The sequence below is a fragment of the Catellatospora sp. KI3 genome, from assembly GCF_029948125.1.
In the GTDB taxonomy this organism is placed as follows: Bacteria; Actinomycetota; Actinomycetes; order Mycobacteriales; family Micromonosporaceae; genus Catellatospora.
In genome coordinates this window covers 1-22891 of sequence record NZ_JASAMB010000008.1, presented here as the reverse complement: position 1 = coordinate 22891, position 22891 = coordinate 1, and the positions used below count along the sequence as shown (strand labels likewise).

The window sequence follows — 22891 nt, the reverse complement described above, 5'->3', positions numbered from 1 at the left end:
ACACGATTTGAGGAGGCCACATCAGCGTCGAGCCACGCGTCAACGATCAGATCCGGGCACGAGAGGTCCGACTGGTCGGCCCTGAGGGTGAGCAGGTGGGCATCGTCCCGCTCGAGCGCGCCCTGCAGCTGGCCGCCGACGTCGACCTGGACCTGGTCGAGGTTGCGCCCATGGCACGCCCTCCGGTCTGCAAGCTCATGGACTTCGGCAAGTTCAAGTACGAGAGCGCGCTCAAGGCCAGGGAAGCCCGGCGTAACCAGCAGCAGACGGTCATCAAGGAGATGAAGCTCCGACCGAAGATCGACTCGCACGACTACGAGACCAAGAAGGGTCACGTCGTGCGGTTCCTCAAGGCCGGGGACAAGGTCAAAGTGACGATCATGTTCCGAGGCCGCGAGCAGAGCCGCCCGGAGCTGGGTTTCCGGCTCCTGCGCAAGCTCGAGGAAGAGGTCGCGGAGGTCGGTTTCGTCGAGTCGTCGGCGAAGCAGGACGGCCGAAACATGATCATGGTGCTGGCGCCGCACCGCGGCAGCAAGGTCGTCGCCCGCAAGGGTGAGGACGATGCGCTGCTGCCCGACGCGGACGAGACCGTCGCCGAGCCGACGGCGCAGGCCTGACGCCTCGATGAGGCACCAGCCGCCCGGCCCCCGCCGGGTGGCCACTAAGCAACAGGGGAGAACCTCGAGATGCCGAAGATGAAGAGCCACACCGGCATGGGCAAGCGGGTCCGGGTGACCGGCTCGGGCAAGATCGTTCGCCAGCAGACCGGTCTGCGCCACCGCCTGGAGGTCAAGGCCTCCAAGGAGACCCGCAGCCTGAGCGGCACCGTTGAGGTTGCCAAGGCCGACCTCGGCCGCATCAAGAAGATGCTCGGCCGCTGACGCGCGCCAGACGAAACGGGCGGAACCGGTAGCAACACCGACCCACGCCGGTTCCACACGCAGACCTACCTAGGAGAACACGAATGGCACGCGTCAAGCGGGCGGTCAACGCCCAGAAGAAGCGCCGTACCCTGCTCGAGGCCGCCAGCGGCTACCGGGGCCAGCGCTCCCGCCTGTACCGCAAGGCGAAGGAGCAGATCCTCCACTCGATGCAGTACGCCTACCGCGACCGCAAGGACCGCAAGGGCGACTTCCGGCAGCTGTGGATCACCCGCATCAACGCGGGCGCTCGCGCCAACGGCATGACCTACAACCGCCTGATCCAGGGCCTGAAGCTGGCTGGCGTCGAGGTTGACCGCAAGATCCTCGCCGACCTGGCCGTCAACGACGAGGCGGCGTTCGCCGGCATCGTCGCGGTGGCCAAGAAGGCCGTGACCGAGGCCCAGGCCGCCTGATCTCGGTGACCCAGCACCATTTCCGACCCGGGGACCCGCTGTTCACCCAGCGGACTCCCCGGGTCGTTTCCGCTGTCAAGCTGCACCGCCGCCGCGACCGGGACAAGGCCGGGCGCTTCCTGGCCGAGGGGCCGCAGGCGGTCCGCGAGGCGCTGGCCGCCGGGGCCGTACACGAGCTGTTCGTCACCGAGTCCGGCCGCACCCGCCACCGCGACCTGCTGCGCGGCGAACCGTTCTCCGTCGTCACCGACGAGGCGATGGACGCCCTGGCCGACACGGTCGCGCCGCAGGGCGTGGTCGCGGTCTGCGAACTGCTCGACGTCGCCCTCGACGCGGCACTGGCCAGGCGGCCCAGGCTCGTCGCCGTGGCGGTGGAGATCCGCGACCCCGGCAACGCCGGGACGGTCCTGCGTACGGCCGACGCCGCCGGGGCCGACGCGGTCGTGTTCGCGGGGGACGCGGTGGACCCGTACAACCCCAAGTGCGTGCGCTCCTCGGCGGGCAGCCTGTTCCACCTGGACGTGGTCCGCGCCCCCGACGCCGCCGCCGCGCTGGCCGCGCTGCGCGGGGCCGGCCTGCGCACGCTGGCCACCTCCGGCTACGGCGCCGCCGACCTCGACGACCTGATCGACGACGGCTCGCTGGCCGCGCCAACCGCCTGGCTGTTCGGCTCCGAGGCCCACGGCCTGCCCGAGGAGCTGCGCGCCGCCGCCGACGCGGCCGTCCGGGTGCCGATCCACGGCCGCGCCGAGAGCCTGAACCTCGCCGCCGCGGCGGCGATCTGCCTGTACGCCTCCGCCCGCGCCCACCGCCGCTGACCCTCCCCGCGGGGTGGGTGTGCTCCTGCAGTTTCGGGGAAACTGCACGAATCGGGGCCAAGACTCCAGCACTTTCCCCGAAACTGCACCGCCACCGGGCGTCCCGCGGGACGCGGCCCGCGGGGCCCCGCGCGAAGGCGGGTGCGGGGGAGTGAGGGCGGGCGGTATCGTGTGGGGCGTGACAGAGCGCCTCTCCTTTAGTCGGCCCGCCGGTGGCGGGCGGCGGGACTGACTGCGCTCAGCTCCTCTCCTCCTGAGATCCGCACCGGTGGGCTGCGGCGAAGCCGCGCGCGTCGTGGCTGAGCCACGCGCCTAGACTGTCCCGGTTGCCGATCTGGAGTTCTGATGACATACCGTCACGATCCGTACGACCCCAAGCAGGTCGCGATGCTGGACCCCGCCGCCCTCGACGACGCCGTCGCCGCGGCGGCCGAGGCGTTCGCGCAAGCATCCGATCTGGACGCCCTCGCCGTGCAGAAGGCCGCGCACCTGGGCGACCGCTCCGCCGTGTCGCTGGCCCGCCGCGAGATCGGCGCGCTGCCCCCGGCCGCCAAGGCCGACGCGGGCAAGCACGTGAACCAGGCCCGCACCGCCGTGCAGGCCGCGTACGACGAGCGCCTGGCGGTGCTCGAAGTGGAGCAGGCGCAGCGGGTGCTGGCCACCGAGCGCGTCGACGTCACCCTGCCCTGGGACCGCCGTCCGCGCGGCGCCCGCCACCCGCTGACCACGCTGATGGAGCGGGTCGGCGACCTGTTCGTGGGCATGGGCTACGAGATCGCCGAGGGCCCCGAGGTGGAGCTGGAGTGGGCGAACTTCGACGCCCTCAACATCTCCCCGGACCACCCGGCCCGCGGCCTGATGGACACGTTCTGGGTGGCCGCGGCCGACAGCTCGACCGGTGCCACCGAGTCGGGCCTGGTGCTGCGTACCCACACCTCGCCGGTGCAGGCCCGCACCATGCTGACCCGCCAGCCCCCCATCTACGTGGTGGTGCCGGGCCGGGTCTACCGCACCGACGAGCTCGACGCCACCCACTCGCCGGTGTTCCACCAGGTCGAGGGCCTGGTCGTGGACAAGGGCATCACCATGGCCCACCTCAAGGGCACGCTGGACCACTTCGCCCGCGCCATGTTCGGCCCGGACGCGCGGACCCGCTGGCGGCCGCACTACTTCCCGTTCACCGAGCCGTCGGCCGAGTTCGACGTGTGGTTCGCCGAGCACCGCGACGGCCCGCGCTGGGTCGAGTGGGGCGGCTGCGGCATGGTCAACCCGAACGTGCTGCGTGCCTGCGGCATCGACCCGAACGAGTACTCGGGCTTCGCGTTCGGCATGGGCATCGAGCGGACGCTGATGTTCCGCAACGGCCTGAGCGACATGCGGGAAATGATCGAAGGCGACGTGCGCTTCACCCGCGCGTTCGGCATGGAGGTGCACTGATCATGAAGGTTGGCCTTTCCTGGCTGCGGGAGTACGTCGACCTGCCTGCCGACCTGAGCGCGGCGGATCTCGACCTCGCGCTGAACAACCTCGGCATCGAGGTCGAGGAGATCCACGACCAGCGCCACTCCGTGCAGGGCTCGCTGGTGGTCGGCAAGGTGCTGACCATCGAGGAGCTGACCGAGTTCAAGAAGCCGATCCGCTTCTGCACCGTCGACGTCGGCCAGGCCAACGGCACCGGCGCGCCGCAGGAGATCGTCTGCGGCGCCCGGAACTTCGCCGAGGGCGACCTCGTCGTGGTGATCCTGCCCGGCGGCGTGCTGCCCGGCGGGTTCGCCATCGGCGCGCGCAAGACGTACGGCAAGAACTCGCACGGCATGATCTGCTCGGCGGCCGAGCTTGGCCTGTCCGGCGACCACGACGGCATCATCATCCTGCCGACGTCGGTCGAGGCGGTGCCCGGCGACGACGCCCGTGGCGTGGTCGGCCTGGACGACATCGAGGTGCACGTCTCGGTCACCCCCGACCGCGGCTACCAGATGTCGGTCCGCGGCCTGGCCCGCGAGCTCGCCCACGCCTTCAAGGTCCCGTTCCGCGACCCGGGCATCGCCCCGGCGCCCGGTGCCACCGCGACCCCGGCCTGGCCGGTGACGGTGCTCGACACCGCGGGCTGCGACCGGTTCGCCGCCCGGCAGGTGCGCGGCGTCGACCCGGCCGCGCCGACCCCGTCCTGGATGGCCAAGCGGCTGCTCACGGCCGGTGTCCGCACCCTCGGGCTGGCCATCGACATCACCAACTACGTGATGCTGGAGCTGGGCCAGCCGATGCACGCCTTCGACGCCGACCGGATCGCCGGCGGCCTCGTGGTGCGCCGGGCCACCGAGGGCGAGAAGCTGACCACCCTCGACGGCCAGGCCCGCGTGCTGTCGGCCGAGGACATGGTGATCTGCGACGAGACCGGCCCGGTGTCCCTGGCCGCGGTCATGGGCGGGCAGACCTCCGAGGTCGTCGACGGTACGACGAACGTGCTGTTCGAGGCCGCGCACTGGGACCCGACCATGGTCGGCCGGACCGCCCGCCGCCACAAGCTGTTCAGCGAGGCGGCCAAGCGCTGGGAGCGCGGCGTGGACCGGCAGCTGTGCCTGGTCGCGATCGAGCGCGCGGTGTCGCTGCTGGTCGAGCACGGCGGCGGCCAGGCCGGTGCCGACGTCCTCGACATCGACCACGCCCCCGACCCGGTCATGATCTCCATGCCCGGCGACCGGGCCAGCCGCCTGATCGGCGTCGACTACTCCGTCGACCGGGTCGGCGACCTGCTCACCGAGGTCGGCTGCGACACCGCCGTGTACGACGACCACGTCGACGTCATCCCGCCCTCGTGGCGCCCCGACCTGCGCGAGACCGCCGACCTGGTCGAGGAGGTGGTGCGCCTGGACGGGTTCGACAACGTGCCCAGCACGCTGCCGGTCGCCCCGCCCGGCAACGGCCTCACCCCGTCGCAGCGGCGCAAGCGCACCGTGGGCCGGGCGCTGGCCGAGCAGGGGTATGTCGAGGTGCTGTCGTACCCGTTCGTCTCCGCGTCGGTGCTGGCGACCCTCGGGCTGCCCACCGACACGGTCAAGCTGGCCAACCCGCTGTCGGACGAGGAACCGCTGATGCGGACCAGTCTGCTGCCCCCGCTGCTGGCGGCGCTGCGGCGCAACGTCGGCCGCGGCCAGCGCGACCTCGCCCTGTACGAGCAGGGCCTGGTCTTCCTGCCCGACCTGTCGGCCGGGATCCCGCCGGTCATGGGCGTGGCCGGCAAGCCCGACCCCGCGCTGTGGGAGAAGGCCAACGCCAGCGTGCCCACCCAGCCGTGGCACGTGGCCGCCGTCCTGTGCGGCGAGTTCGAGCGCTCCGGCTGGTGGGGGGCGGGCCGGGCGGCGTCCTGGTCCGACGCCGTGCAGGCCGCGCGCGACGTGCTGTCGGCCGCCGCGGTGCCCGCCGCCTCGGTGACGATCAGCGCTGCCGAGAAGGCGCCGTGGCACCCGGGCCGCTGCGCCGCGATCTCGGTCGACGGCGTCGTGGTCGGCCACGCGGGCGAGCTGCACCCGGCCGTCTGCACCGCCCTGGACCTGCCCAAGCGCACCTGCGCGATGGAGCTGGACCTGGACGCGGTGCCGCTGCCGGGCACCACCCCGGCGCCGGTGTTCTCGACGTACCCGCCCGCGCTGATCGACGTGGCGCTGGTGCTGCCGGCCTCGGTGCCGGCGGCGCAGGTCGAGGCGGCCCTGACCGAGGGCGCCGGTCCGCTGCTGGAGTCGGTGCGGCTGTTCGACGTGTACACGTCCGAGCAGCTCGGGGCCGAGCAGCGGTCGCTGGCGTACAAGCTGACCTTCCGGGCGCCCGACCGGACCCTCACCGTCGAGGAGGCCGTCGCCGCCCGCGACGCCGCCGTGGCGGTCACCGCCGAGCGCTTCGGCGCGGTGCTGCGCGGCGCCTGATGTTCATCCCCGAACTGATCGCCCCGAGGCGGGTCATCGCCGGACGCGAGTTCGACTTCGACCGCCAGGTCGCGGTCATGGCGGTGGTGAACCGGACCCCTGACTCGTTCTACGACCAGGGGGCCACTTACGCGCTGGACAAGGCGGTCGCGGCAGTCGATGCCGCGGCCGCCGCCGGCGCGGACTGGATCGACATCGGCGGGGTCAAGTTCTCGCCCAACGACGGCGAGCTGCCCGCCGAGCAGGAGCTGGACCGGGTGCTGCCGGTGGTGCGGGCCGCCGTCGCGCGGCACCCGCACCTGGTGATCAGCGTGGACACGTTCCGCGCCGACGTGGCCAGGGAGTGCCTGGACGCGGGCGCCCACATCGTCAACGACACCACGGGCCTGCACGACCCGGCGCTGGCCGACCTGGTCGCCCAGCGCCCCGGCACCCAGCTGATCATCACGCACAGCCTGGCCAAGCCGCGCACCCACTACCCCAAGCCGCAGTACGCCGACGTCGCCGGAGAGATCGGCGCGTTCCTGCGGGCCCGCGTGCAGGTCGCGCTCGACCGGGGGGTACGGCCCGAGCAGATCGTCATCGACCCCGGCCACGACCTGAACAAGAACACCTTCCACACGCTCGAACTGACCCGGCGCATGTCCGAGATCACCGCCATCGGCTACCCCTGCCTGGCGGCGGTCTCCAACAAGGACTTCATCGGCGAGACGCTGGACCGCCCCCGCGAGCAGCGCCTGTCCGGCAGCCTGGCGGCCGCGGTCACCTGCGTGCTGCTCGGCGCCCGCATCGTGCGCATGCACAACGTCGTCGAATCCGTCGACGCGGTACGCATGACCGAGGCGATCATGGGCTGGCGGCAGCCGGCCTACACCGTGCACAACATGTGAGGTCGTGGATGCGCAGGCTGTGGCCCGTACCGGAGCAGGAGCTGGACCGGCGGGACCTGCTCGCGGCGTACCCGCGCGGCGGGCAGCCGCTGGTCCGGCTCAACATGGTCTCGTCGCTGGACGGCGCGGCCACCCTCGGCGGGCGCTCCGGCGGCCTGGGCAGCCCCGCCGACCAGGAGCTGCTGGGGCTGCTGCGGGCGCAGGCCGATGTGGTGCTCGTCGGCGCGGGGACGGTCCGGGCCGAGGGGTACACCGGGCCGCTGATCGGCGACGCGCTGGCCGCCCTGCGCGAGGCCGCCGGGCTGGCGCCGCATCCGCGCCTGGCCGTCGTCAGCGCCCGCCTCGACCTCGACCTCGACGTGCTCACCACGTCCCCGGCGCGACCGCTGCTGGTCACCTCGGCCGACGCGGACGTGCCCGCGGCCTTCGCCGAGGCGGCGGACGTGGTCCGGGCCGGTGACCCGGCCGGGATGCTGGCCGGGCTGCGCGCGCACGGGCTCGGCCAGGTGCTGTGCGAGGGCGGGCCGGGACTGGCGGGGCAGTTCGCCGCGGCCGATGCGCTGGACGAGGTGTGCCTGACGCTGAGCCCGGTGCTGGCGGGGCCGGGGGCCTCGCGGATCGTGGCGGGGGAGGCGGTGATGGAGCCACGTCGGCTCGCGCTCGCCCACACCCTCACCGACGGCACCCACCTGTTCCTCCGCTACCGCCGCCCATGATCTGAAATCGTGGACGCTGGGTGCTGCCATGGCAGCACCCAGCGTCCACGATCCGCGATCACCCCGGTCCCCACCGCGCGCGCCGCCCCGCGCGCGCCGCTTTCGCATATACGTCGGCCTATCTCGTCGACTCCACGTAGGTCGAACTCGATGAGATAGGCCAACGTATGTGGAAGGCGCGGGGCGGTCGTGCGGCGCCGAGGGCGCGCGGGTGGCTGGGTCAGCCGGTGACGGCGCTTGTGGTGGCGGGCACGGGCGCCGGGTCGGCGGCGGTGGGTGGGGTGGGTGCGCGCAGGCCGCGTACGCCGCGCGAGGCCACCATCGCCAGCACCGCCACCGCGTTGATGCCCGCCGCCGCGAGCAGCGTGTTCGACGTGCCGATGGCGGCGGCGGCCGGTCCGGCCGCGATCTGCCCCAGCGGCACCGCCATGATCGACCCCAGGATGTCGTACGCGTATACCCGGGCCAGCCGGTCCGACGGGATGTGCTGCTGCAGCGACATGTCCCACGCGATCGCGAACTGCTCCACCGCCGCCCCGCTGAGGAACCCGACGACCACCAGCGTCACCAGCGACCCCGGCCACTCGGCCAGCGTCACCAGGAATGCCACCTCGGCGAGCATGCACACGCACCCGACCAGCAGCGGCCGCCGCAGCTTGAGCCGGAGCGCCACCAGCGCGCCCGCGACCATGCCCGCGGTCTCCACGGCCAGCACCAGCCCCCAGCCGGACCGCCCGATGGTGCCGTCGGCGACCGCCGGGCCCAGCACGCTGAACCCGCCGACCCAGGTCGCGTTGAGCACCGTGAAGGCGAGCACGACGATCCACACCCAGCTGCGCGCGGTGAACTCGTGCCAGCCGACGCGCAGGTCGGCGAGCACGCCCTGCCGGGGCGCGGTGCGGTCGCGTACGTCGGTGACCCGGACCAGGGTGAAGAACAGCGCGCTGAGGGCGAAGGTGGCCGCGTCGACGGCCAGGCCCCAGCCCGGTCCGGCGGCGGCGACCAGGGTGCCGCCCAGCGCGGCGCCGCCGATCATGGCGCCGTTGCCGGCTAGCCGGTTGAGGGCGTTTGCCTGCTGGAGCAGGTCGCCCGGGACGGTCTGCGGCACCAGCGCGGCGGTGGCGGGCCAGGCGAACGCGCTGACCATGCCGTTGACGGCGCTGAGCGCCATCAGCAGCGGCACGGTCGCGGCGCCGGTGAGCACGAGCGCGGCGACGGCGGCCTGGGTCGCGGCGGCCAGCAGGCCGGAGCCGACCATGACCAGGTGCCGGGGGAGCCGGTCGGCGATGACGCCGCCGAACAGTACGAACGCCACGTTGGTGAGTGAGCGGGCACCCACGACCAGGCCGAGGGCGCTGGCGGAGCGGGTGAGGTCGAGCACGGCGAAGGCGAGCGCGATCGGGGCGACGGCGTTGCCGAGCAGGCTGATCAGGCGGCCGAGGGCGAGGTTGCGGAACGCGGGGTGGCGCAGGGGCGCCAGAGCGGCGGCGAGGGTCACGGTTCTTCCATTCGGAACAGGGCGATCGTGGCGCTGACGTGCAGCGTCCCGGGGGTGTGCGGGCGGCGGGCGCGGCGGTGCAGGTCGTCGCCGGCGGCGGTGATGCGGTCGCGGATCTCGCGCCAGTCGTCGGGGTCGACCCAGAGCTCGGCGTCGGCGAGGAAGTTGCCGCTTGTGGCGATCATCGACTGGGCGCGCCGCTGGAGCTCGGCGGCCAGCGCGGCGTAGACGAGGCGGGAGCCTTCGAGGTCGCGGGCGGGTTCGGGCCGGTCGGGGTGCAGGGTCAGGTCGCGGTCGAGGTCGTACCGGTAGCGCTTGGCGCGGCCGCCGCGCACCTGCTCCTCCTCGCCGACGGTGATGGTGCCGTTGGCCAGCAGCAGGCGCAGGTGGTAGCTGGCGTTGGCGTGGGTGATGCCCAGTTCCCGGGCGACCTCGGCGGCGCTCATGGCCGCGCCGGTGAGCAGGGACAGAATGCGCAGGCGGATGGGGTGGGCCAGCGCGCGCAGCCCGCCGGTGACCGCCCGCAGGGACGGCTCCTCGACCGGGCCGAGGTCATCTCCCAAAGACATGTTGGGGAGTTTAAGCATGGCGGCGGGCAACCGTCAAAGATTTATTGGGGAGTGGTTCGGGCACCCTGGGCCGGGGATGCGGTAGAAGCTGGAGCGGGGGAGTCGGCGGGAAGGAGGCGCGGGTGGAGCGGCACGAGCTGGTGCTGGCCCTGCTGGAGGCCGGGCAGCCGCCGGAGTCGTTCCAGGTTCCGGGCGTACACGAGCATGTGCCCGTGCCTGCGGGCTGCTGGTTCCTGCGGCAGGCAGGGCCGCGCTGGGAGATCGGGGTGTACGGCCAGGACCGCTACGACGTGCGCGAGGCCTTCGACAGTGAGGCCGCTGCCTGCGCCTGCCTGTTCGAGGTCCTCGTGGGGGTGCCTCCGCTGGAGTGAGTGACCCGCGCCTCACTTGCATGAAAATGCAGTGGGCCGTATTCTCATCACGAATAGTTATGCGGAGGTCATTATGGGAATCCGGGTCGCGGTCGCCGGTGCCAGCGGATACGCGGGCGGGGAGCTGCTGCGCCTGATCGCCGGGCACCCCGAGTTCGAGCTCGCGGTCGCCACGGCGCACAGCCAGGCGGGCAAGCCGCTCGCCTCGGTGCACCCCCACCTGACAGGACTCGACCTGACCCTAGCCGAGACCGGCCTCGACGCGTTCACCGACGCCGACCTGGTCTTCCTGGCGCTGCCGCACGGCGAGTCCGCCGCGCTGGCCGCCATTCTGCCCGACACAGTCAAGGTTGTCGATCTGGGTGCCGACCACCGGCTGCATGACGCCGACGCCTGGACCCGCTACTACGGCGGCGCCCACGCGGGCGCCTGGGTCTACGGCCTGCCCGAGCTGCCCGGCCAGCGCGCGAAGATCGCCCAGGCGCACCGGGTCGCCAACACCGGCTGCTACGCCGTGGCGATCACGCTGGCGCTGGCGCCGCTGCTGCACAGCGGCCTGGCCGACGCCGACGACGTGGTCGTGGTGGCCGCCTCCGGCACCTCCGGCGCGGGCAAGTCCGCCAAGCTGCACCTGCTGGGCAGCGAGGTCATGGGCGACCTGAGCCCGTACAAGGTGGGCGCGCACCAGCACGTGCCCGAGATCAAGCAGGCCACCGGCGCGCGCTCGCTGTCGCTGACGCCGGTGCTCGCCCCGATGCCGCGCGGCATCCTGGCCACCGTCACCGCCAAACCCACCAGCTGCGACATCACCCCCGCGGTGGTCCGCGCGGTGCTCGCCGAGGCGTACGGCGACGAGCCCCTGGTGCACCTGCTGCCCGAGGGCGCCTGGCCGCACACCGCCGCCACCCTCGGCTCCGGCGCCGCGCACCTGCAGGCGACCGTGGACGTGGACAGCGGCCGGATCATCGTGGTCAGCGCCATCGACAACCTCGGCAAGGGCGCCGCCGCGCAGGCGGTGCAGAACGCCAACATCATGTTCGACCTGCCCGAGACCGCGGGCCTGTCGGCGTTCGGGGTGGCACCGTGAGTGGGAAGAGTGCGGCGAAGCGGAGCCCCGCAGTCGCGAACGAGAGGCTGGCACGGTGACCGTCACCTCGCCGAAGGGCTTCCGGGCCGCCGGGGTGGCGGCCGGGCTGAAGGGCGCCGGGAAGCTGGACGTGGCGCTGATCGTCAACGACGGCCCGGACGCCACCGCCGCCGCCGTCTTCACCGGCAACCGGGTGAAGGCCGCGCCGGTCATGTGGTCGCAGCAGATCATCAAGGGCCGGGCGGTCAAGGCCGTGGTCCTCAACTCCGGCGGCGCGAACGCCTGCACCGGGCCGGGCGGCTTCCAGGACACCCACGCCACCGCCGAGTTCGTCGCCCGCCGCCTGGGCGGCATGGGCGCGGGCCAGGTCGCGGTCTGCTCGACCGGGCTGATCGGCGAGCGGCTGCCCATGCCCAAGCTGCTGTCGGGCATCGAGGGCGCGGCCAAGGCGCTGGCCAAGGCGGGCGGCTTCGCCGCCGCCGAGGCGATCATGACGACGGACACCCGGTCGAAGACGGTCGAGCTGACCGGCGACGGCTGGACCATCGGGGGTATGGCCAAGGGCGCCGGCATGCTCGCCCCGGCCCTGGCCACCATGCTGTGCGTGCTCACCACCGACGCGGTCGCCGGGGCCGACGCCCTGGACGAGGCGCTGCGCGAGGCGTGCCGGGTCACCTTCGACCGGCTCGACTCCGACGGCTGCATGTCGACCAACGACACCGTGCTGCTGCTGGCCTCGGGCGCCTCGGGCGTCGAGCCGACGCAGGAGGAGCTGACCCAGGCGGTCACCGCCGCCTGCCGCGACCTGGCCCGGCAGCTGCTGGCCGACGCGGAGGGGCACACCAAGCAGGTCGCGGTCGAGGTGGTCAACGCCGAGACCGAGGACGACGCGGTGGAGGTCGGCCGGGCGGTGGCCCGCAACAACCTGGTGAAGACGGCGCTGTTCGGCAAGGACCCCAACTGGGGCCGGATCCTGGCCGCGGTGGGCACCACCGCCGCGGTGTTCGAGAGCGACGAGCTGGACGTGGCCGTCAACGGGGTCTGGGTGTGCCGCGCGGGCGCCGCCGCCGAGGACCGGGCCAAGGTGGACCTGAGCGGAGTGCAGGTGAAGATCACGATCGACCTCAACGCCGGCGACGAGTCGGCGACCGTGTGGACCAACGACCTGTCCCACGCGTACGTGCACGAGAACTCGGCGTACAGCTCATGACGCCGCAGGAGCGGGCACAGGCGCTGGTCGGCGCCCTGCCGTGGCTGAACCGGCTGCACGGGGCGATCGTGGTGGTCAAGTACGGCGGCCACGCCATGACCACGCCCGAGCTGCGGGCGTCGTTCGCGGCCGACATGGCGTTCCTGCGCGCGGCCGGGCTGCGCCCGGTGGTGGTGCACGGCGGCGGCCCGCAGATCTCGGCCATGCTGGACCGGATGGGCATCGCCTCGGAGTTCAAGGGCGGCCTGCGGGTCACCACCGCCGAGGCGATGGAGATCGTGCGGATGGTGCTGCTGGGCATCGGCAAGGACCTCGCCCGCACCATCGGTACGCACGGTGTGCGCTCGGTCGGCCTGTGCGGCGAGGACGGCGGCCTGATCACCGCGGTCCGCCGGGGCACCGTGGTCGACGGCCAGCAGGTCGACCTGGGCCAGGTCGGCGACGCCGGGGCCGTGCGCACCGAGCTGCTGCACACGCTGCTCGACCAGGGCATGGTGCCGGTGGTCTCCACCGTCGCCCCCGACGAGGACGGCGTGCCGCACAACCTCAACGCCGACACCGCCGCGGCCGCGCTCGCGGTCGCGCTGGGCGCCCGCAAGCTGATCGTCCTCACCGACGTCCCCGGCGTGTACGCGAACTGGCCCGACACCTCCACCCTGCTCTCGCGGTTGTCCGCCAAGGAGCTGGAGGTGCTGCTGCCGACCCTGTCGGCGGGCATGGTGCCCAAGATGGAGGCGTGCCTGCGCGCCGTGCAGGGCGGGGTGCCCGCCGCGCACGTGGTCGACGGCCGGGTGCCGCACTCGACCCTGCTGGAACTGTTCACCGACGAGGGCTTCGGGACCATGGTGGTCCCCGACGCCGACCTTGAGGAGACGTCGTGACTCTCACCGACCGGTGGAAGCAGTCGATGATGGACAACTACGGCACCCCGCCGCTTGCCCTGGTCAGCGGCAAGGGTGCGGTGGTGGTCGACGAGTCCGGCCGCGAGTACGTCGACCTGCTCGCGGGCATCGCCGTCAACGCGCTCGGCCACGGCCACCCGGCCGTGGTGGCCGCGGTGACCAAGCAGATCTCGCAGCTGGGGCACGTGTCGAACCTGTTCGTGGCCGAGCCGCCGGTCGCCCTGGCGGAGCTGCTGCTGGCGCTGACGGGGCGCCCCGGCAAGGTGTTCTTCGGCAACTCCGGTGCCGAGGCGAACGAGGCCGCGTTCAAGATGTCCCGGCGCACCGGCCGCAGCAAGGTCGTCGCCGCCAAGGACGCCTTCCACGGCCGGACCATGGGCGCGCTGGCGCTGACCGGCCAGCCGGGCAAGGCCGACCCGTTCCGCCCGCTGCCGGGCGACGTCGTGCACGTGCCGTACGGCTCCACCGCCGCGCTGGCCGCCGCCGTGGACGGCGACACCGCCATGGTCATCCTCGAACCGATCATGGGCGAGTCCGGCGTCGTCCCGGCGCCGCCCGGCTACCTGGCCGCCGCCCGTGAACTGACCGCCAGGAACGGCGCGCTGCTGGTCCTGGACGAGGTGCAGACCGGCATCGGCCGCACCGGCCACTGGTTCGCCCACCAGGCCGAGGGCGTCGCCCCCGACATCATCACGCTGGCCAAGGGCCTGGGCGGCGGCCTGCCCATCGGCGCCGCGATCGCCTTCTCCGACGGCGCGTTCGCGCAGAGCCACCCGGGCGGCGCGGCGGCCCTGTTCACGCCGGGCCAGCACGGCACCACGTTCGGCGGCAACCCGGTCGCCTGCGCCGCGGCGCTGGCGGTGCTGCGCACCATCGCCGCCGACGGGCTGCTCGACCACGTCAAGCGGATCGGCGAGCGCATCCGGCGCGGCATCGAAGCCCTCGACCACCCGCTGGTCTCCGGCGTACGCGGGGCCGGGCTGCTGCTCGGCGTCACGCTGACCGCGCCGGCGTCCAAGCCGCTGGCCGCGGCGCTGCTGGAGGCCGGGTTCATCGTCAACGCCAACCAGCCCGACGTGATCCGGCTCGCCCCGCCGCTGGTCCTCACCGCCGAGCAGGCCGACGCGTTCCTGGCCGGGTTCGCCCAGGCCCTCGACTCGCTCGGTGCCGCCGCCGTCCCCGAGCAGGCCGCCCCCGCCGACGCTCCCGCCCAGGAGAAAGCCGCATGAAGCATTTCCTCAAGGACGACGACCTCAGCTCCGCCGAGCAGGAGCAGGTGCTCGACCTGGCCGAGGTGTACGCCGCCGACCGGCTCGGCAGCCGCACCGCCCTGGACGGGCGGGCCATCGCGGTGCTGTTCGAGAAGCCGTCGCTGCGCACCCGGGTCTCCTTCGAGGTCGGCATCTCCGAGCTGGGCGCGCACGCGGTGCTCATCGACGCCACCAACACCCACTTCGGCCGGGGCGAGACCATGTCCGACGCGGCCCGGGTGCTGTCGCGCTACGTCGACGCCATCGTCATCCGCACCTTCGAGGACACCCGGATCGAGGAGCTGGCCGCCGCGGCCACGGTGCCGGTGGTCAACGCGCTGACCAACAGCTTCCACCCGTGCCAGGTGCTGGCCGACCTGCAGACGGTCCGGCAGCGGCTGGGCACGCCCAAGGGGAGGGTGCTGACGTACGTCGGCGACGCGGCGAACAACATGGCCCACTCGTACCTGCTGGGCGGGGCGGTGGCGGGCATGCACGTGCGCATCGCCGGACCGCACGGCTTCACCGCCGACCCGGCGATCGTCGCGCGCGCCGCGGCGGTCGCGGCCCGCACCGGCGGCTCGGTGCAGGAGTTCTCCGACGCCAAGCAGGCCGCCGCCGGGGCCGACGTGATCGCCACCGACACCTGGACGTCCATGGGCCACGAGGGCGACGGGCTGGACCGGATCACGCCCTTCCTGCCGTACCAGGTCAATGACGCGCTGCTCGGTCACGCCCACCCGGACGCGATCGTGCTGCACTGCCTGCCCGCCCACCGGGGCGAGGAGATCACCGACGAGGTGATGGACGGACCGGCCAGCGCCGTGTTCGACCAGGCGGAGAACCGGCTGCACGCCCAGAAGGCGCTGCTGACGTTCCTGATGAACCAGTCCTGAGACCCAGGGGTTGATGCCCGATGACCGCACCGCAGACCCGCACCGCGCGCCATGCCCGGATCGAGGAGATGATCCGGGGCGGCGGCGTGACGTCGCAGACGCAGCTGGCCGAGCTGCTGGCCGCCGAGGGCGTCCAGGTCACCCAGGCCACGCTCTCGCGTGACCTGGAGGAGCTCGGCGCGGTCAAGGTACGCGGCCGCGACGGCGGCCCCGCGGTCTACCTCATCCCCGAGGACGGGCATCCGGCCCTGCGCCCGGCCGCCATGGGCCCGGCCCGGCTGATCCGGCTGCTGCGCGAGGTGCTGAACGGCACCGACCACAGCGGCAACCTGGCCGTGCTGCGCACCCCGCCTGGGGCGGCGCACTACCTGGCCAGCGCGATCGACCGCAGCGGCCTGCCCGACGTGGTCGGCACCATCGCCGGCGACGACACCATCTTCGTGGTCGCCCGCGGCACCGAGGCCGGCGAGGCCCTGGCCGCCAAGTTCCAGGCCTGGGCCCTGGACACCACCCCCGTCGACGACACCGACGACCCCCTGTAACGGCTCGCGGGACGTTTCCAACGCGTTGATCATGAACTCATGGCACGGTTCGACGGTGTGTCGCCGCCATAACCTCATGATCAACGCGTCGCCTTGTAGACGGCAGTAGCAGCATCAGCAGCGAGAGAGGAACACAAGCATGACCAGGCTCTGGGGAGGGCGGTTCGCCGACGGACCGGCCGAGGCGTTGGCGCGGCTGTCGGTGAGCGTCCACTTCGACTGGCGGCTCGCCCCGTACGACATCGCCGGGTCGCGGGCCCACGCCCGCGTGCTCGCCGCCGCCGGGCTGCTCGACCCCGACGAGCTCGGCCAGATGCTCGCCGCGCTCGACGACCTCGACGCCGCCGTCACCACCGGCGCCTTCCGGCCCACCGTCGAGGACGAGGACGTGCACACCGCGCTCGAGCGCGGCCTGCTGGAGCGCCTGGGCACCCTCGGCGGCAAGCTGCGCGCCGGCCGCTCCCGCAACGACCAGGTCGCCACCGATCTGCGGCTGTACCTGCGCGACCACGCCCGCGGCCTGGCCGGTGCCGTCACCGAGCTGGCCGAGGCGCTCACCGACCAGGCGGCCCGCCACGTCGACACCCCCGCCCCGGGCATGACCCACGTCCAGCACGCCCAGCCGGTCACCTTCGGGCACTGGCTGCTCGCGCACGTACACCCGCTGCTGCGCGACCTGGAGCGGCTGCGCGACTGGGACCACCGCGCCGCCGTCAGCCCGCTCGGCGCCGGGGCGCTGGCCGGCTCCGGCCTGCCGCTCGACCCGGTCGCCGTCTCCAAGGAGCTGGGCTTCCGCACCTCGTTCGCGAACTCGATGGACGCCGTCAGCGACCGCGACTTCGTCGCCGAGTTCCTGTTCGCCACCGCGCTGCTCGGGGTGCACCTGTCCCGGCTCGGCGAGGAGGTGGTGCTGTGGACCTCGTACGAGTTCGGCTGGGTCGAGCTCGACGACGCCTTCGCCACCGGCTCGTCGATCATGCCGCAGAAGAAGAACGCCGACATCGCCGAGCTGGCCCGGGGCAAGGCCGGCCGCCTCATCGGCGGGCTGGTCAACGTGCTGACCATGCTCAAGGGCCTGCCGCTGACCTACGACCGGGACATGCAGGAGGACAAGGAGCCCGTCTTCGACGCGCTCGACACGCTCAGCCTGGTGCTGCCCGCGCTCACCGGCATGATCGCCACCATGACGGTACGGACCGACCGCCTCGCGGCCTCCGCGCCCGTCGGCTTCTCGCTGGCCACCGAGGTCGCCGACTGGCTGGTCCGCAGGCACGTGCCGTTCCGCGACGCGCACGAGATCACCGGCAGGCTGGTGGCCCTGTGCGCGGTGCGCGGCTGCGAGCTGCACGAGGTCAGCGACGCCGACCTCGCCGCCGTCAGCGAGCACCTGGACCCGTCGGTCCGCGACGTGCTGACCGTGACCTCGGCGCTGGCGGCCCGGACCACGCCGGGCTCCACCGGCCCCGGCCCGGTCGCCGACCAGCTCGCCGCCGTCCAGGACCAGCTCAAGACGTGGCACGACTGGTCGGCGGAGTCGGTCGTCCCGCGCTGACCCGCACCGCTGCCGCGCCGGACGGGTTTCGGCTAGGCTGCGGCTCCGTCGTCGCAGCACTCCCGGCGCCGGGCACCCGACCCGCCCGGTGCCGGGAGTCACCGAACGGAGAACCATGACCCAGACGGACGTCACCTCCCCGCTGTCGGAGGCGGCGCCGCACCCGGCGGCCCCGGCCGCCGTCGTGCCGAAGCAGCGGACCGCCGCCGAGCAGCCCGCCGAGCAGCCCGCGGTCCCCACCCGGGCCGCCCCCCGGCTGTACGTGCTCGACGTGCTGCGCTTCGCCGCCGCCATGATGGTGGTCAGCTTCCACCTGGTCAGCCTGCACCCGTGGATCTGGGGCGACGAGCGGTCGGCGCTGGCGCCGCTGCACGTGGTGAGCAGGTTCGGCTGGCTGGGCGTGCAGCTGTTCTTCCTCATCAGCGGCTTCGTGATCTGCATGAGCAGCTGGGGCCGCTCCTCCGGCGAGTTCTTCGTGTCGCGGGCGGTGCGGCTGTACCCGGCGTACTGGGTCGCGGTGCTGGGCACCACGGCGCTGCTGACGCTGTGGCCGCTGTACGGCAGGCACCGCTCCGGGCAGGAGGTGCTGGCCAACCTCACCATGCTCAACGGCCTGCTGGAGATCCCGCACGTCGACCTGTCGTACTGGACGCTCACGGTCGAGCTCGTCTTCTACATCCTGTTCGTGTTCGCGGTCGTCAACCGCGGGGTGACCTACCGGCGGGTGGTCGTCTTCTGCCTGACCTGGACCGTGGTGGCCGTCGTGGCGCTCAACCTGCGGGTGGACTGGCTGACCCGGCTCACCGCGGCGGACTACGCGCCCTACTTCGTCGCCGGCATGGCGCTGTACCTGATCCACCGGTTCGGCGCGAACCTGCTGCTGTGGTCCATCGTCGGCATGTCCTGGCTGCTCGCGATGGTGATCGAGATCGGCAAGGCGGAGAACCTGCACCGGTTCTACCCGCCGCTGGTCGCGATCATCACCGCCTTCTTCCTGATCATGATCGGGGTGGCGCTCGGGAAGTTCTCCTGGGTCAGGTGGTCCTGGCTCACCACGGTCGGCGCGCTCACCTACCCGCTGTACCTCATCCACCACGCGGCCGGCGCCACGGCCGTGCTGGCGCTCGGCGGCCGGATGCCCGCCTGGGCCACGCTCGCGCTAGTCGTCGCGGGCCTGCTCGCGGCCGCGTGGCTGATCCACCGGTACGTCGAGACGAAGATGGCGCGCTGGATGAAGCAGCGGCTCACCGCGTCCCTGCGCCAACTGCGCGAGGCCGGTGACCCCGAGTCGACCCGGCAGGGTTAGCTGTAGCGGTGGACTACCCATGGCTGCACGCGCCCGCCGCGCAGATCCCGCAGACGGCCCGCACCCTGCTGGGCTGGGAGCTGTCCTGCGGCCCGGTGCGGATCAGGATCACCGAGCTGGAGGCGTACGCGGGCACCGGCGAGGACCCCGCCTCGCACGCCCACCGGGGCCCGACCCCGCGCACCACCGTCATGTTCGGCGCCCCGGGCCACGCCTACCTCTACTACATCTTCGGCGCCCACTGGTGCCTCAACATCGTCTGCGGCCGCACCGGTGAGGCCGCCGCGGTGCTGGTCCGCGCCGGAGAGGTGATCGCGGGCGAGGAGCAGGCCCGCACCCGCCGCGGCGACGTCGCCCACCGCGACCTGGCCCGGGGCCCGGCCCGCCTGGTCGTGGCGCTCGGCGTCGACCCGTCCGCCAACGGCACCTCGATGCTCGACGGCACCGGCCCGCTGCTGCTGCGCCCGCCGACCCGCCCGGTCGACCCGCAGTCGATCACCGCCGGTCCGCGCGTGGGCGTGGCTGCCGCGCACGACGTGCCGTGGCGGTTCTGGATCGCCGGGGACCGGACCGTCAGCGCGTACCGGCGGCACACGCCGCGCCGCCGGAGCACGCCGAAGGGCTCAGTCGCCGAAGCGTGACAGCTTGCCGTGGTCGCGGGCGTGCCGCAGCGCGTACGCCAGGAAGCCCAGCGCCAGCGCCACGTACACCGCGTCCAGCGCGGCCGCGATGCCCAGCGCCGCCCAGTCGAACGCGCCCCCGGCCAGCACCGTGCGCATGCTCTCGAACACGTACGACGCCGGCACCGCCTTCGACGCCGTCTGCATCGCCGCGGGCAGCACCGACAGCGGGTAGAACACCGCCGAGAACGGCTGGAACACGAACGACAGGATCCACGCCAGCACCTGCGCGCTGGCCCCGAACCGCAGCACCACCGCGATCGCGAAGACGCCCAGCGCCCACCCCATCACGATCAGCACCACCATGTACGGCACCAGCGCCGGACCCATGCCGAACAGCCCGAACCCGAACAGCAGCAGCGCCAGCCCGCCCATCGCCGTGGCGCTGACGATCATCTTGAACGAGCCGAACAGCACCAGCCCGGCCAGGTACTCCCGCACCGTCACCGGGGTCACGAACAGGTTCACCAGGTTGCGGCTCCAGATGTCGTCCAGGAACGCCAGCGACAGCTCGCCCTGCGACCGGTACAGCACCTGCCACAGCAGCGTCGCGCCCAGCAGCGCGCTCACCGCCATCGACACGGCGTTGGCCTGCAGATACAGCGAGACCGAACCCCAGATGATCAGTTCGAGGGTGGGCCAGAAGACCGTCTCGATCCAGCGCGGCGTGTTGCCGCGGAACGCGTAGAAGTCGCGCAGGATGATGCCCCAGATCCGCCTGCGCGAGGCGGCGGCACCGGGGGCGAGCAATGTCGTCACTGCCGGGCCACCTTCAGGAAGACCTCTTCGAGGTCGGCCACTCCGTACGCGCCGGCCAGCTGCTCGGCGTTGCCCTCGGCCACGATCCGGCCCTCGGCGATGAAGTGGATGCGATGGCACATCCGCTCCACCTCCCGCATGTTGTGCGAGGTGATCAGCATGGCCCGCCCCGACTCGCGGGCCTGCGCCAGCAGCAGCTCGCGCATCCGGTCGCCCACGTCGGGGTCCAGGCTGGCGGTCGGCTCGTCCAGCACCAGCAGCTCCGGCTCGTTGATCAGGGCCTTGGCCAGCTGCACCCGCGTCTGCTGCCCCGACGACAGCTCGCGGAACCGCTGGTTCCGGAGCCGGCCCAGGTCCAGCAGCTCGATCACCTCGTCGACGCGGGCGGCCGGGCGCGCCACGCCGTAGGAGAACGCGAAGGACCGCAGCACCTCCCACACCCGCAGCGAGCCGGGCAGGCCGAGGTAGCCGGCGGCGAAGTTGATCCGGCTGAGCACCTCGGTGCGGTTGCGGGCCGGGTCGCGGCCGAACAGCCGCACCGTGCCCGAGTCAGGGGAGATCAGGCCCAGCACCATGTGCAGGGTGGTGCTCTTGCCCGCGCCGTTCGGTCCGAGCAGCCCGACGATCTCACCGGGCTCGACCCGCAGGCTGACGCCGTCGACGGCCTGCACCGCGCCGAAGGCTTTGCGGATCGCCCGCACATCGAGGACTGTCACATTCGCCATGGTGGCGCGGGGCCCGGGTGGGGACAATCCATTTTCACGGGGGTATGACGAGAGCGCCGTCACGCCGTACCCCCACCCGGAAGTGCTGGTCACGGCCGCGCGGCCGGGCGCGGAGCGGGACCAAACCGGTTGCCGGGCCACACCCGCCATGCGCGACAATCGACGGCGTGACGGACATCCTCGACGACCTGAAGTGGCGCGGCCTGCTGCAGGACTGCACCGGCCTTGACGAGCTGCGCGAAGACCTGGCCAACGGCCCGCTGACCTTCTATGTCGGCTTCGACCCGACCGCGCCCAGCCTGCACCTCGGCCACCTGACGCAGGTGCTCACCGCGCGCCGCTTCCAGCTGGCCGGGCACCGGCCGCTGCTGCTGGTCGGCGGGGCGACCGGCCAGATCGGCGACCCGAAGGAGTCCGGCGAGCGCTCGCTCAACTCACCCGAGGTGGTCGAGGGCTGGGTCGGCAAGATCCGCGGCCAGGTGGAGCCGTTCTTCGACTTCGACGGCCCGGCGGCCGCGCGCATGGTCAACAACCTGGACTGGACCTCGAAGCTGTCGGCGATCGAGTTCCTGCGCGACGTGGGCAAGCACTTCCCGGTCAACAAGATGCTGGCCCGCGACGTGGTGAAGAACCGCCTGGAGACCGGCATCAGCTTCACCGAGTTCAGCTACCAGCTGCTGCAGTCGCACGACTACTTCGAGCTGCACCAGCGCTACGGCTGCCGGCTGCAGTTCGGCGGCTCGGACCAGTGGGGCAACATCACCGCGGGCGTGGACTACATCCGCCGCCGGGGCGCCGGGCCCGTGCACGCGTTCACCACGCCCCTGGTCACCAAGGCCGACGGCACCAAGTTCGGCAAGACCGAGGGCGGGGCGATCTGGCTCGAGCCGTCGATGACCAGCCCGTACGCGTTCTACCAGTTCTGGATCAACACCGACGACCGCGACGTGCTGCGCTACTTGAAGTACTTCTCCTTCCGGACCCGCGAGGAGCTGCAGGAGCTAGAGCGCGAGACCGCCGAGCGGCCGTTCGCGCGGGCGGCGCAGAAGGCGCTGGCCGAGGAGCTGACCACGCTGCTGCACGGCAAGGACGAGTGCGCCCAGGTGGTCGCGGCGTCGCAGGCGCTGTTCGGCCGGGGCGCGCTGGACGAGCTGGCGCCCTCGACGCTGCGCTCGGCGCTGTCGGAGGCGGGCCTGGTCACGGTCTCCGAACTGCCCAGCGTGTCGGTGCTGTTCAAGGAGGCGGGCCTGGCGGCGAGCCTGGGCGAGGCGCGGCGCGCCGTCGGCGAGGGCGGGGCGTACGTCAACAACGAGCGCATCACCGACGCCGACGCCCCGCTGTCGGAGGACCTGCTGCTGCACGGGCGGTTCCTGGTGCTGCGGCGCGGCAAGAAGACCATCGCGGGCGCGGAGCTGGCTCGCTGAGGCGCTGACCTGCCCGGATAGGGACCTCTGGATCATGTGACGGGGGACGCTGCCCGCCGATTTGCGATCGGCGGCGCGTCCCCCGTAATGTTCTCTCTGCCAGCGCGGAACGGACAAAAACGCCAGGGCCCGAGGGTCTAGGTGAAAGTGGACGGAGCGCACCGGGCGGGGCGGATTTGATCGCGCGAACCCGACCGGGTAAGGTAATCGAGCCGGTGACGAGCCGGGCGGACAGCGGTGCCGAGTTCCTTCGGATCAGCCGCGTCGGCCGGGTCACTGGTTCCCCCGAACCGCTCAGCCCCTCAGGGGTTTGGTGTGTGCGGGGTGTCCAAACGGACGAGTCGGGCAGATCCGAAAATTCGGGTTTGACACGAAGCGACCGGATGGGTAAGCTGGATGAGTTGCCCCGGAGGCGGCCGAGAGAACATCTCGGGAGTCGC

At 72.5% G+C, this 22891-nt stretch carries 23 protein-coding genes; 19 read left to right on the top strand and 4 right to left on the bottom strand.

Features of this window, described 5'->3' with window-relative positions; genetic code table 11:
• The first annotated feature begins 20 nt into the window (after positions 1-20).
• The 8 genes from infC (at position 21) to QEZ54_RS14930 (ending at position 7680) form a co-directional block, all read left to right on the top strand.
• Complete coding sequence (infC, locus tag QEZ54_RS14965; RefSeq protein WP_348650550.1) at positions 21-617, top strand: translation initiation factor IF-3; 597 nt, start codon at positions 21-23, stop codon at positions 615-617.
• A 69-nt stretch (positions 618-686) separates the two neighbouring features.
• Entirely contained in the window at positions 687-881 is a 195-nt protein-coding gene (rpmI, locus tag QEZ54_RS14960) for a 50S ribosomal protein L35 (RefSeq protein WP_281305198.1), read from the top strand.
• A gap of 83 nt (positions 882-964) precedes the next feature.
• On the top strand, positions 965-1336 hold the full coding sequence (gene rplT / locus QEZ54_RS14955; RefSeq protein WP_281305197.1) for a 50S ribosomal protein L20: 372 nt from the start codon (positions 965-967) through the stop codon (positions 1334-1336).
• A gap of 5 nt (positions 1337-1341) precedes the next feature.
• Positions 1342-2154: an RNA methyltransferase gene (locus tag QEZ54_RS14950; RefSeq protein ID WP_281305196.1), complete on the top strand. Its 813-nt coding sequence runs from the start codon at positions 1342-1344 to the stop codon at positions 2152-2154.
• A 345-nt stretch (positions 2155-2499) separates the two neighbouring features.
• Complete coding sequence (gene pheS, locus QEZ54_RS14945) at positions 2500-3591, top strand: phenylalanine--tRNA ligase subunit alpha (protein ID WP_281305195.1); 1092 nt, start codon at positions 2500-2502, stop codon at positions 3589-3591.
• Positions 3592-3593: 2 nt separating this feature from the next.
• Positions 3594-6074 carry a phenylalanine--tRNA ligase subunit beta gene (gene pheT, locus QEZ54_RS14940; RefSeq protein WP_281305194.1) on the top strand — a complete coding sequence of 827 codons (2481 nt, stop codon included), beginning with the start codon at positions 3594-3596 and terminating at the stop codon, positions 6072-6074.
• Positions 6074-6964 carry a dihydropteroate synthase gene (gene folP / locus QEZ54_RS14935; protein ID WP_281305193.1) on the top strand — a complete coding sequence of 297 codons (891 nt, stop codon included), beginning with the start codon at positions 6074-6076 and terminating at the stop codon, positions 6962-6964. The genes pheT and folP overlap by 1 nt, the downstream gene beginning before the upstream one ends.
• Positions 6965-6972: 8 nt before the next feature.
• The gene (locus QEZ54_RS14930; protein ID WP_281305192.1) at positions 6973-7680 is read left to right on the top strand and encodes a dihydrofolate reductase family protein; all 708 of its coding nucleotides are present in this window, start codon (positions 6973-6975) and stop codon (positions 7678-7680) included.
• 220 nt (positions 7681-7900) lie between these two features.
• On the opposite strand, the gene QEZ54_RS14925 is transcribed toward QEZ54_RS14930, so the two are convergent.
• The gene (locus tag QEZ54_RS14925) at positions 7901-9178 is read right to left on the bottom strand and encodes an MFS transporter (RefSeq protein WP_281305191.1); all 1278 of its coding nucleotides are present in this window, start codon (positions 9176-9178) and stop codon (positions 7901-7903) included.
• Positions 9175-9747 (bottom strand): winged helix-turn-helix domain-containing protein, encoded by a 573-nt coding sequence (locus QEZ54_RS14920; protein WP_281305190.1) that lies wholly within the window; start codon positions 9745-9747, stop codon positions 9175-9177. Before QEZ54_RS14920 ends, QEZ54_RS14925 begins: the two co-directional genes overlap by 4 nt.
• A 122-nt stretch (positions 9748-9869) precedes the next feature.
• Between QEZ54_RS14920 and QEZ54_RS14915 the strand changes: the two genes are divergently transcribed.
• The 10 genes from QEZ54_RS14915 to QEZ54_RS14870 all read left to right on the top strand — a co-directional run bounded on the left by QEZ54_RS14915 (position 9870) and on the right by QEZ54_RS14870 (position 19504).
• Positions 9870-10118: a hypothetical protein gene (locus tag QEZ54_RS14915; RefSeq protein ID WP_281305189.1), complete on the top strand. Its 249-nt coding sequence runs from the start codon at positions 9870-9872 to the stop codon at positions 10116-10118.
• Positions 10119-10191: 73 nt separating this feature from the next.
• The gene (argC, locus tag QEZ54_RS14910; RefSeq protein ID WP_281305188.1) at positions 10192-11205 is read left to right on the top strand and encodes an N-acetyl-gamma-glutamyl-phosphate reductase; all 1014 of its coding nucleotides are present in this window, start codon (positions 10192-10194) and stop codon (positions 11203-11205) included.
• 55 nt (positions 11206-11260) lie between these two features.
• Positions 11261-12415, top strand: a complete 1155-nt coding sequence (gene argJ, locus QEZ54_RS14905) for a bifunctional glutamate N-acetyltransferase/amino-acid acetyltransferase ArgJ (protein WP_281305187.1) — start codon at positions 11261-11263, stop codon at positions 12413-12415.
• A complete protein-coding gene (gene argB, locus QEZ54_RS14900; RefSeq protein ID WP_281305186.1) occupies positions 12412-13296 on the top strand; it encodes an acetylglutamate kinase in 885 nt (294 codons plus the stop codon). Before argJ ends, argB begins: the two co-directional genes overlap by 4 nt.
• Positions 13293-14546, top strand: a complete 1254-nt coding sequence (locus QEZ54_RS14895) for an acetylornithine transaminase (protein WP_281305185.1) — start codon at positions 13293-13295, stop codon at positions 14544-14546. The genes argB and QEZ54_RS14895 overlap by 4 nt, the downstream gene beginning before the upstream one ends.
• On the top strand, positions 14543-15463 hold the full coding sequence (gene argF, locus QEZ54_RS14890; protein WP_281305184.1) for an ornithine carbamoyltransferase: 921 nt from the start codon (positions 14543-14545) through the stop codon (positions 15461-15463). The genes QEZ54_RS14895 and argF overlap by 4 nt, the downstream gene beginning before the upstream one ends.
• Positions 15464-15483: 20 nt before the next feature.
• Positions 15484-16005, top strand: coding sequence for an arginine repressor (locus tag QEZ54_RS14885; RefSeq protein ID WP_281305183.1), 522 nt, complete (start codon positions 15484-15486; stop codon positions 16003-16005).
• Between the two features lie 139 nt (positions 16006-16144).
• Entirely contained in the window at positions 16145-17557 is a 1413-nt protein-coding gene (argH, locus tag QEZ54_RS14880; RefSeq protein WP_281305182.1) for an argininosuccinate lyase, read from the top strand.
• 115 nt (positions 17558-17672) lie between these two features.
• Entirely contained in the window at positions 17673-18863 is a 1191-nt protein-coding gene (locus QEZ54_RS14875; protein ID WP_281305181.1) for an acyltransferase, read from the top strand.
• An 8-nt stretch (positions 18864-18871) separates the two neighbouring features.
• Complete coding sequence (locus tag QEZ54_RS14870) at positions 18872-19504, top strand: DNA-3-methyladenine glycosylase (protein ID WP_281305180.1); 633 nt, start codon at positions 18872-18874, stop codon at positions 19502-19504.
• On the opposite strand, the gene QEZ54_RS14865 is transcribed toward QEZ54_RS14870, so the two are convergent.
• Together QEZ54_RS14865 and QEZ54_RS14860 are read right to left on the bottom strand one after the other, a co-directional pair.
• Entirely contained in the window at positions 19487-20302 is an 816-nt protein-coding gene (locus QEZ54_RS14865; RefSeq protein WP_281305179.1) for an ABC transporter permease, read from the bottom strand. The genes QEZ54_RS14870 and QEZ54_RS14865 overlap by 18 nt on opposite strands.
• Positions 20299-21018: an ABC transporter ATP-binding protein gene (locus QEZ54_RS14860; RefSeq protein ID WP_281305178.1), complete on the bottom strand. Its 720-nt coding sequence runs from the start codon at positions 21016-21018 to the stop codon at positions 20299-20301. The genes QEZ54_RS14865 and QEZ54_RS14860 overlap by 4 nt, the downstream gene beginning before the upstream one ends.
• 176 nt (positions 21019-21194) lie before the next feature.
• Here QEZ54_RS14860 and tyrS point away from each other — a divergent pair, with 176 nt between their 5' ends.
• Positions 21195-22451 (top strand): tyrosine--tRNA ligase, encoded by a 1257-nt coding sequence (tyrS, locus tag QEZ54_RS14855; RefSeq protein ID WP_281305177.1) that lies wholly within the window; start codon positions 21195-21197, stop codon positions 22449-22451.
• The last annotated feature ends 440 nt before the right edge of the window (positions 22452-22891 follow it).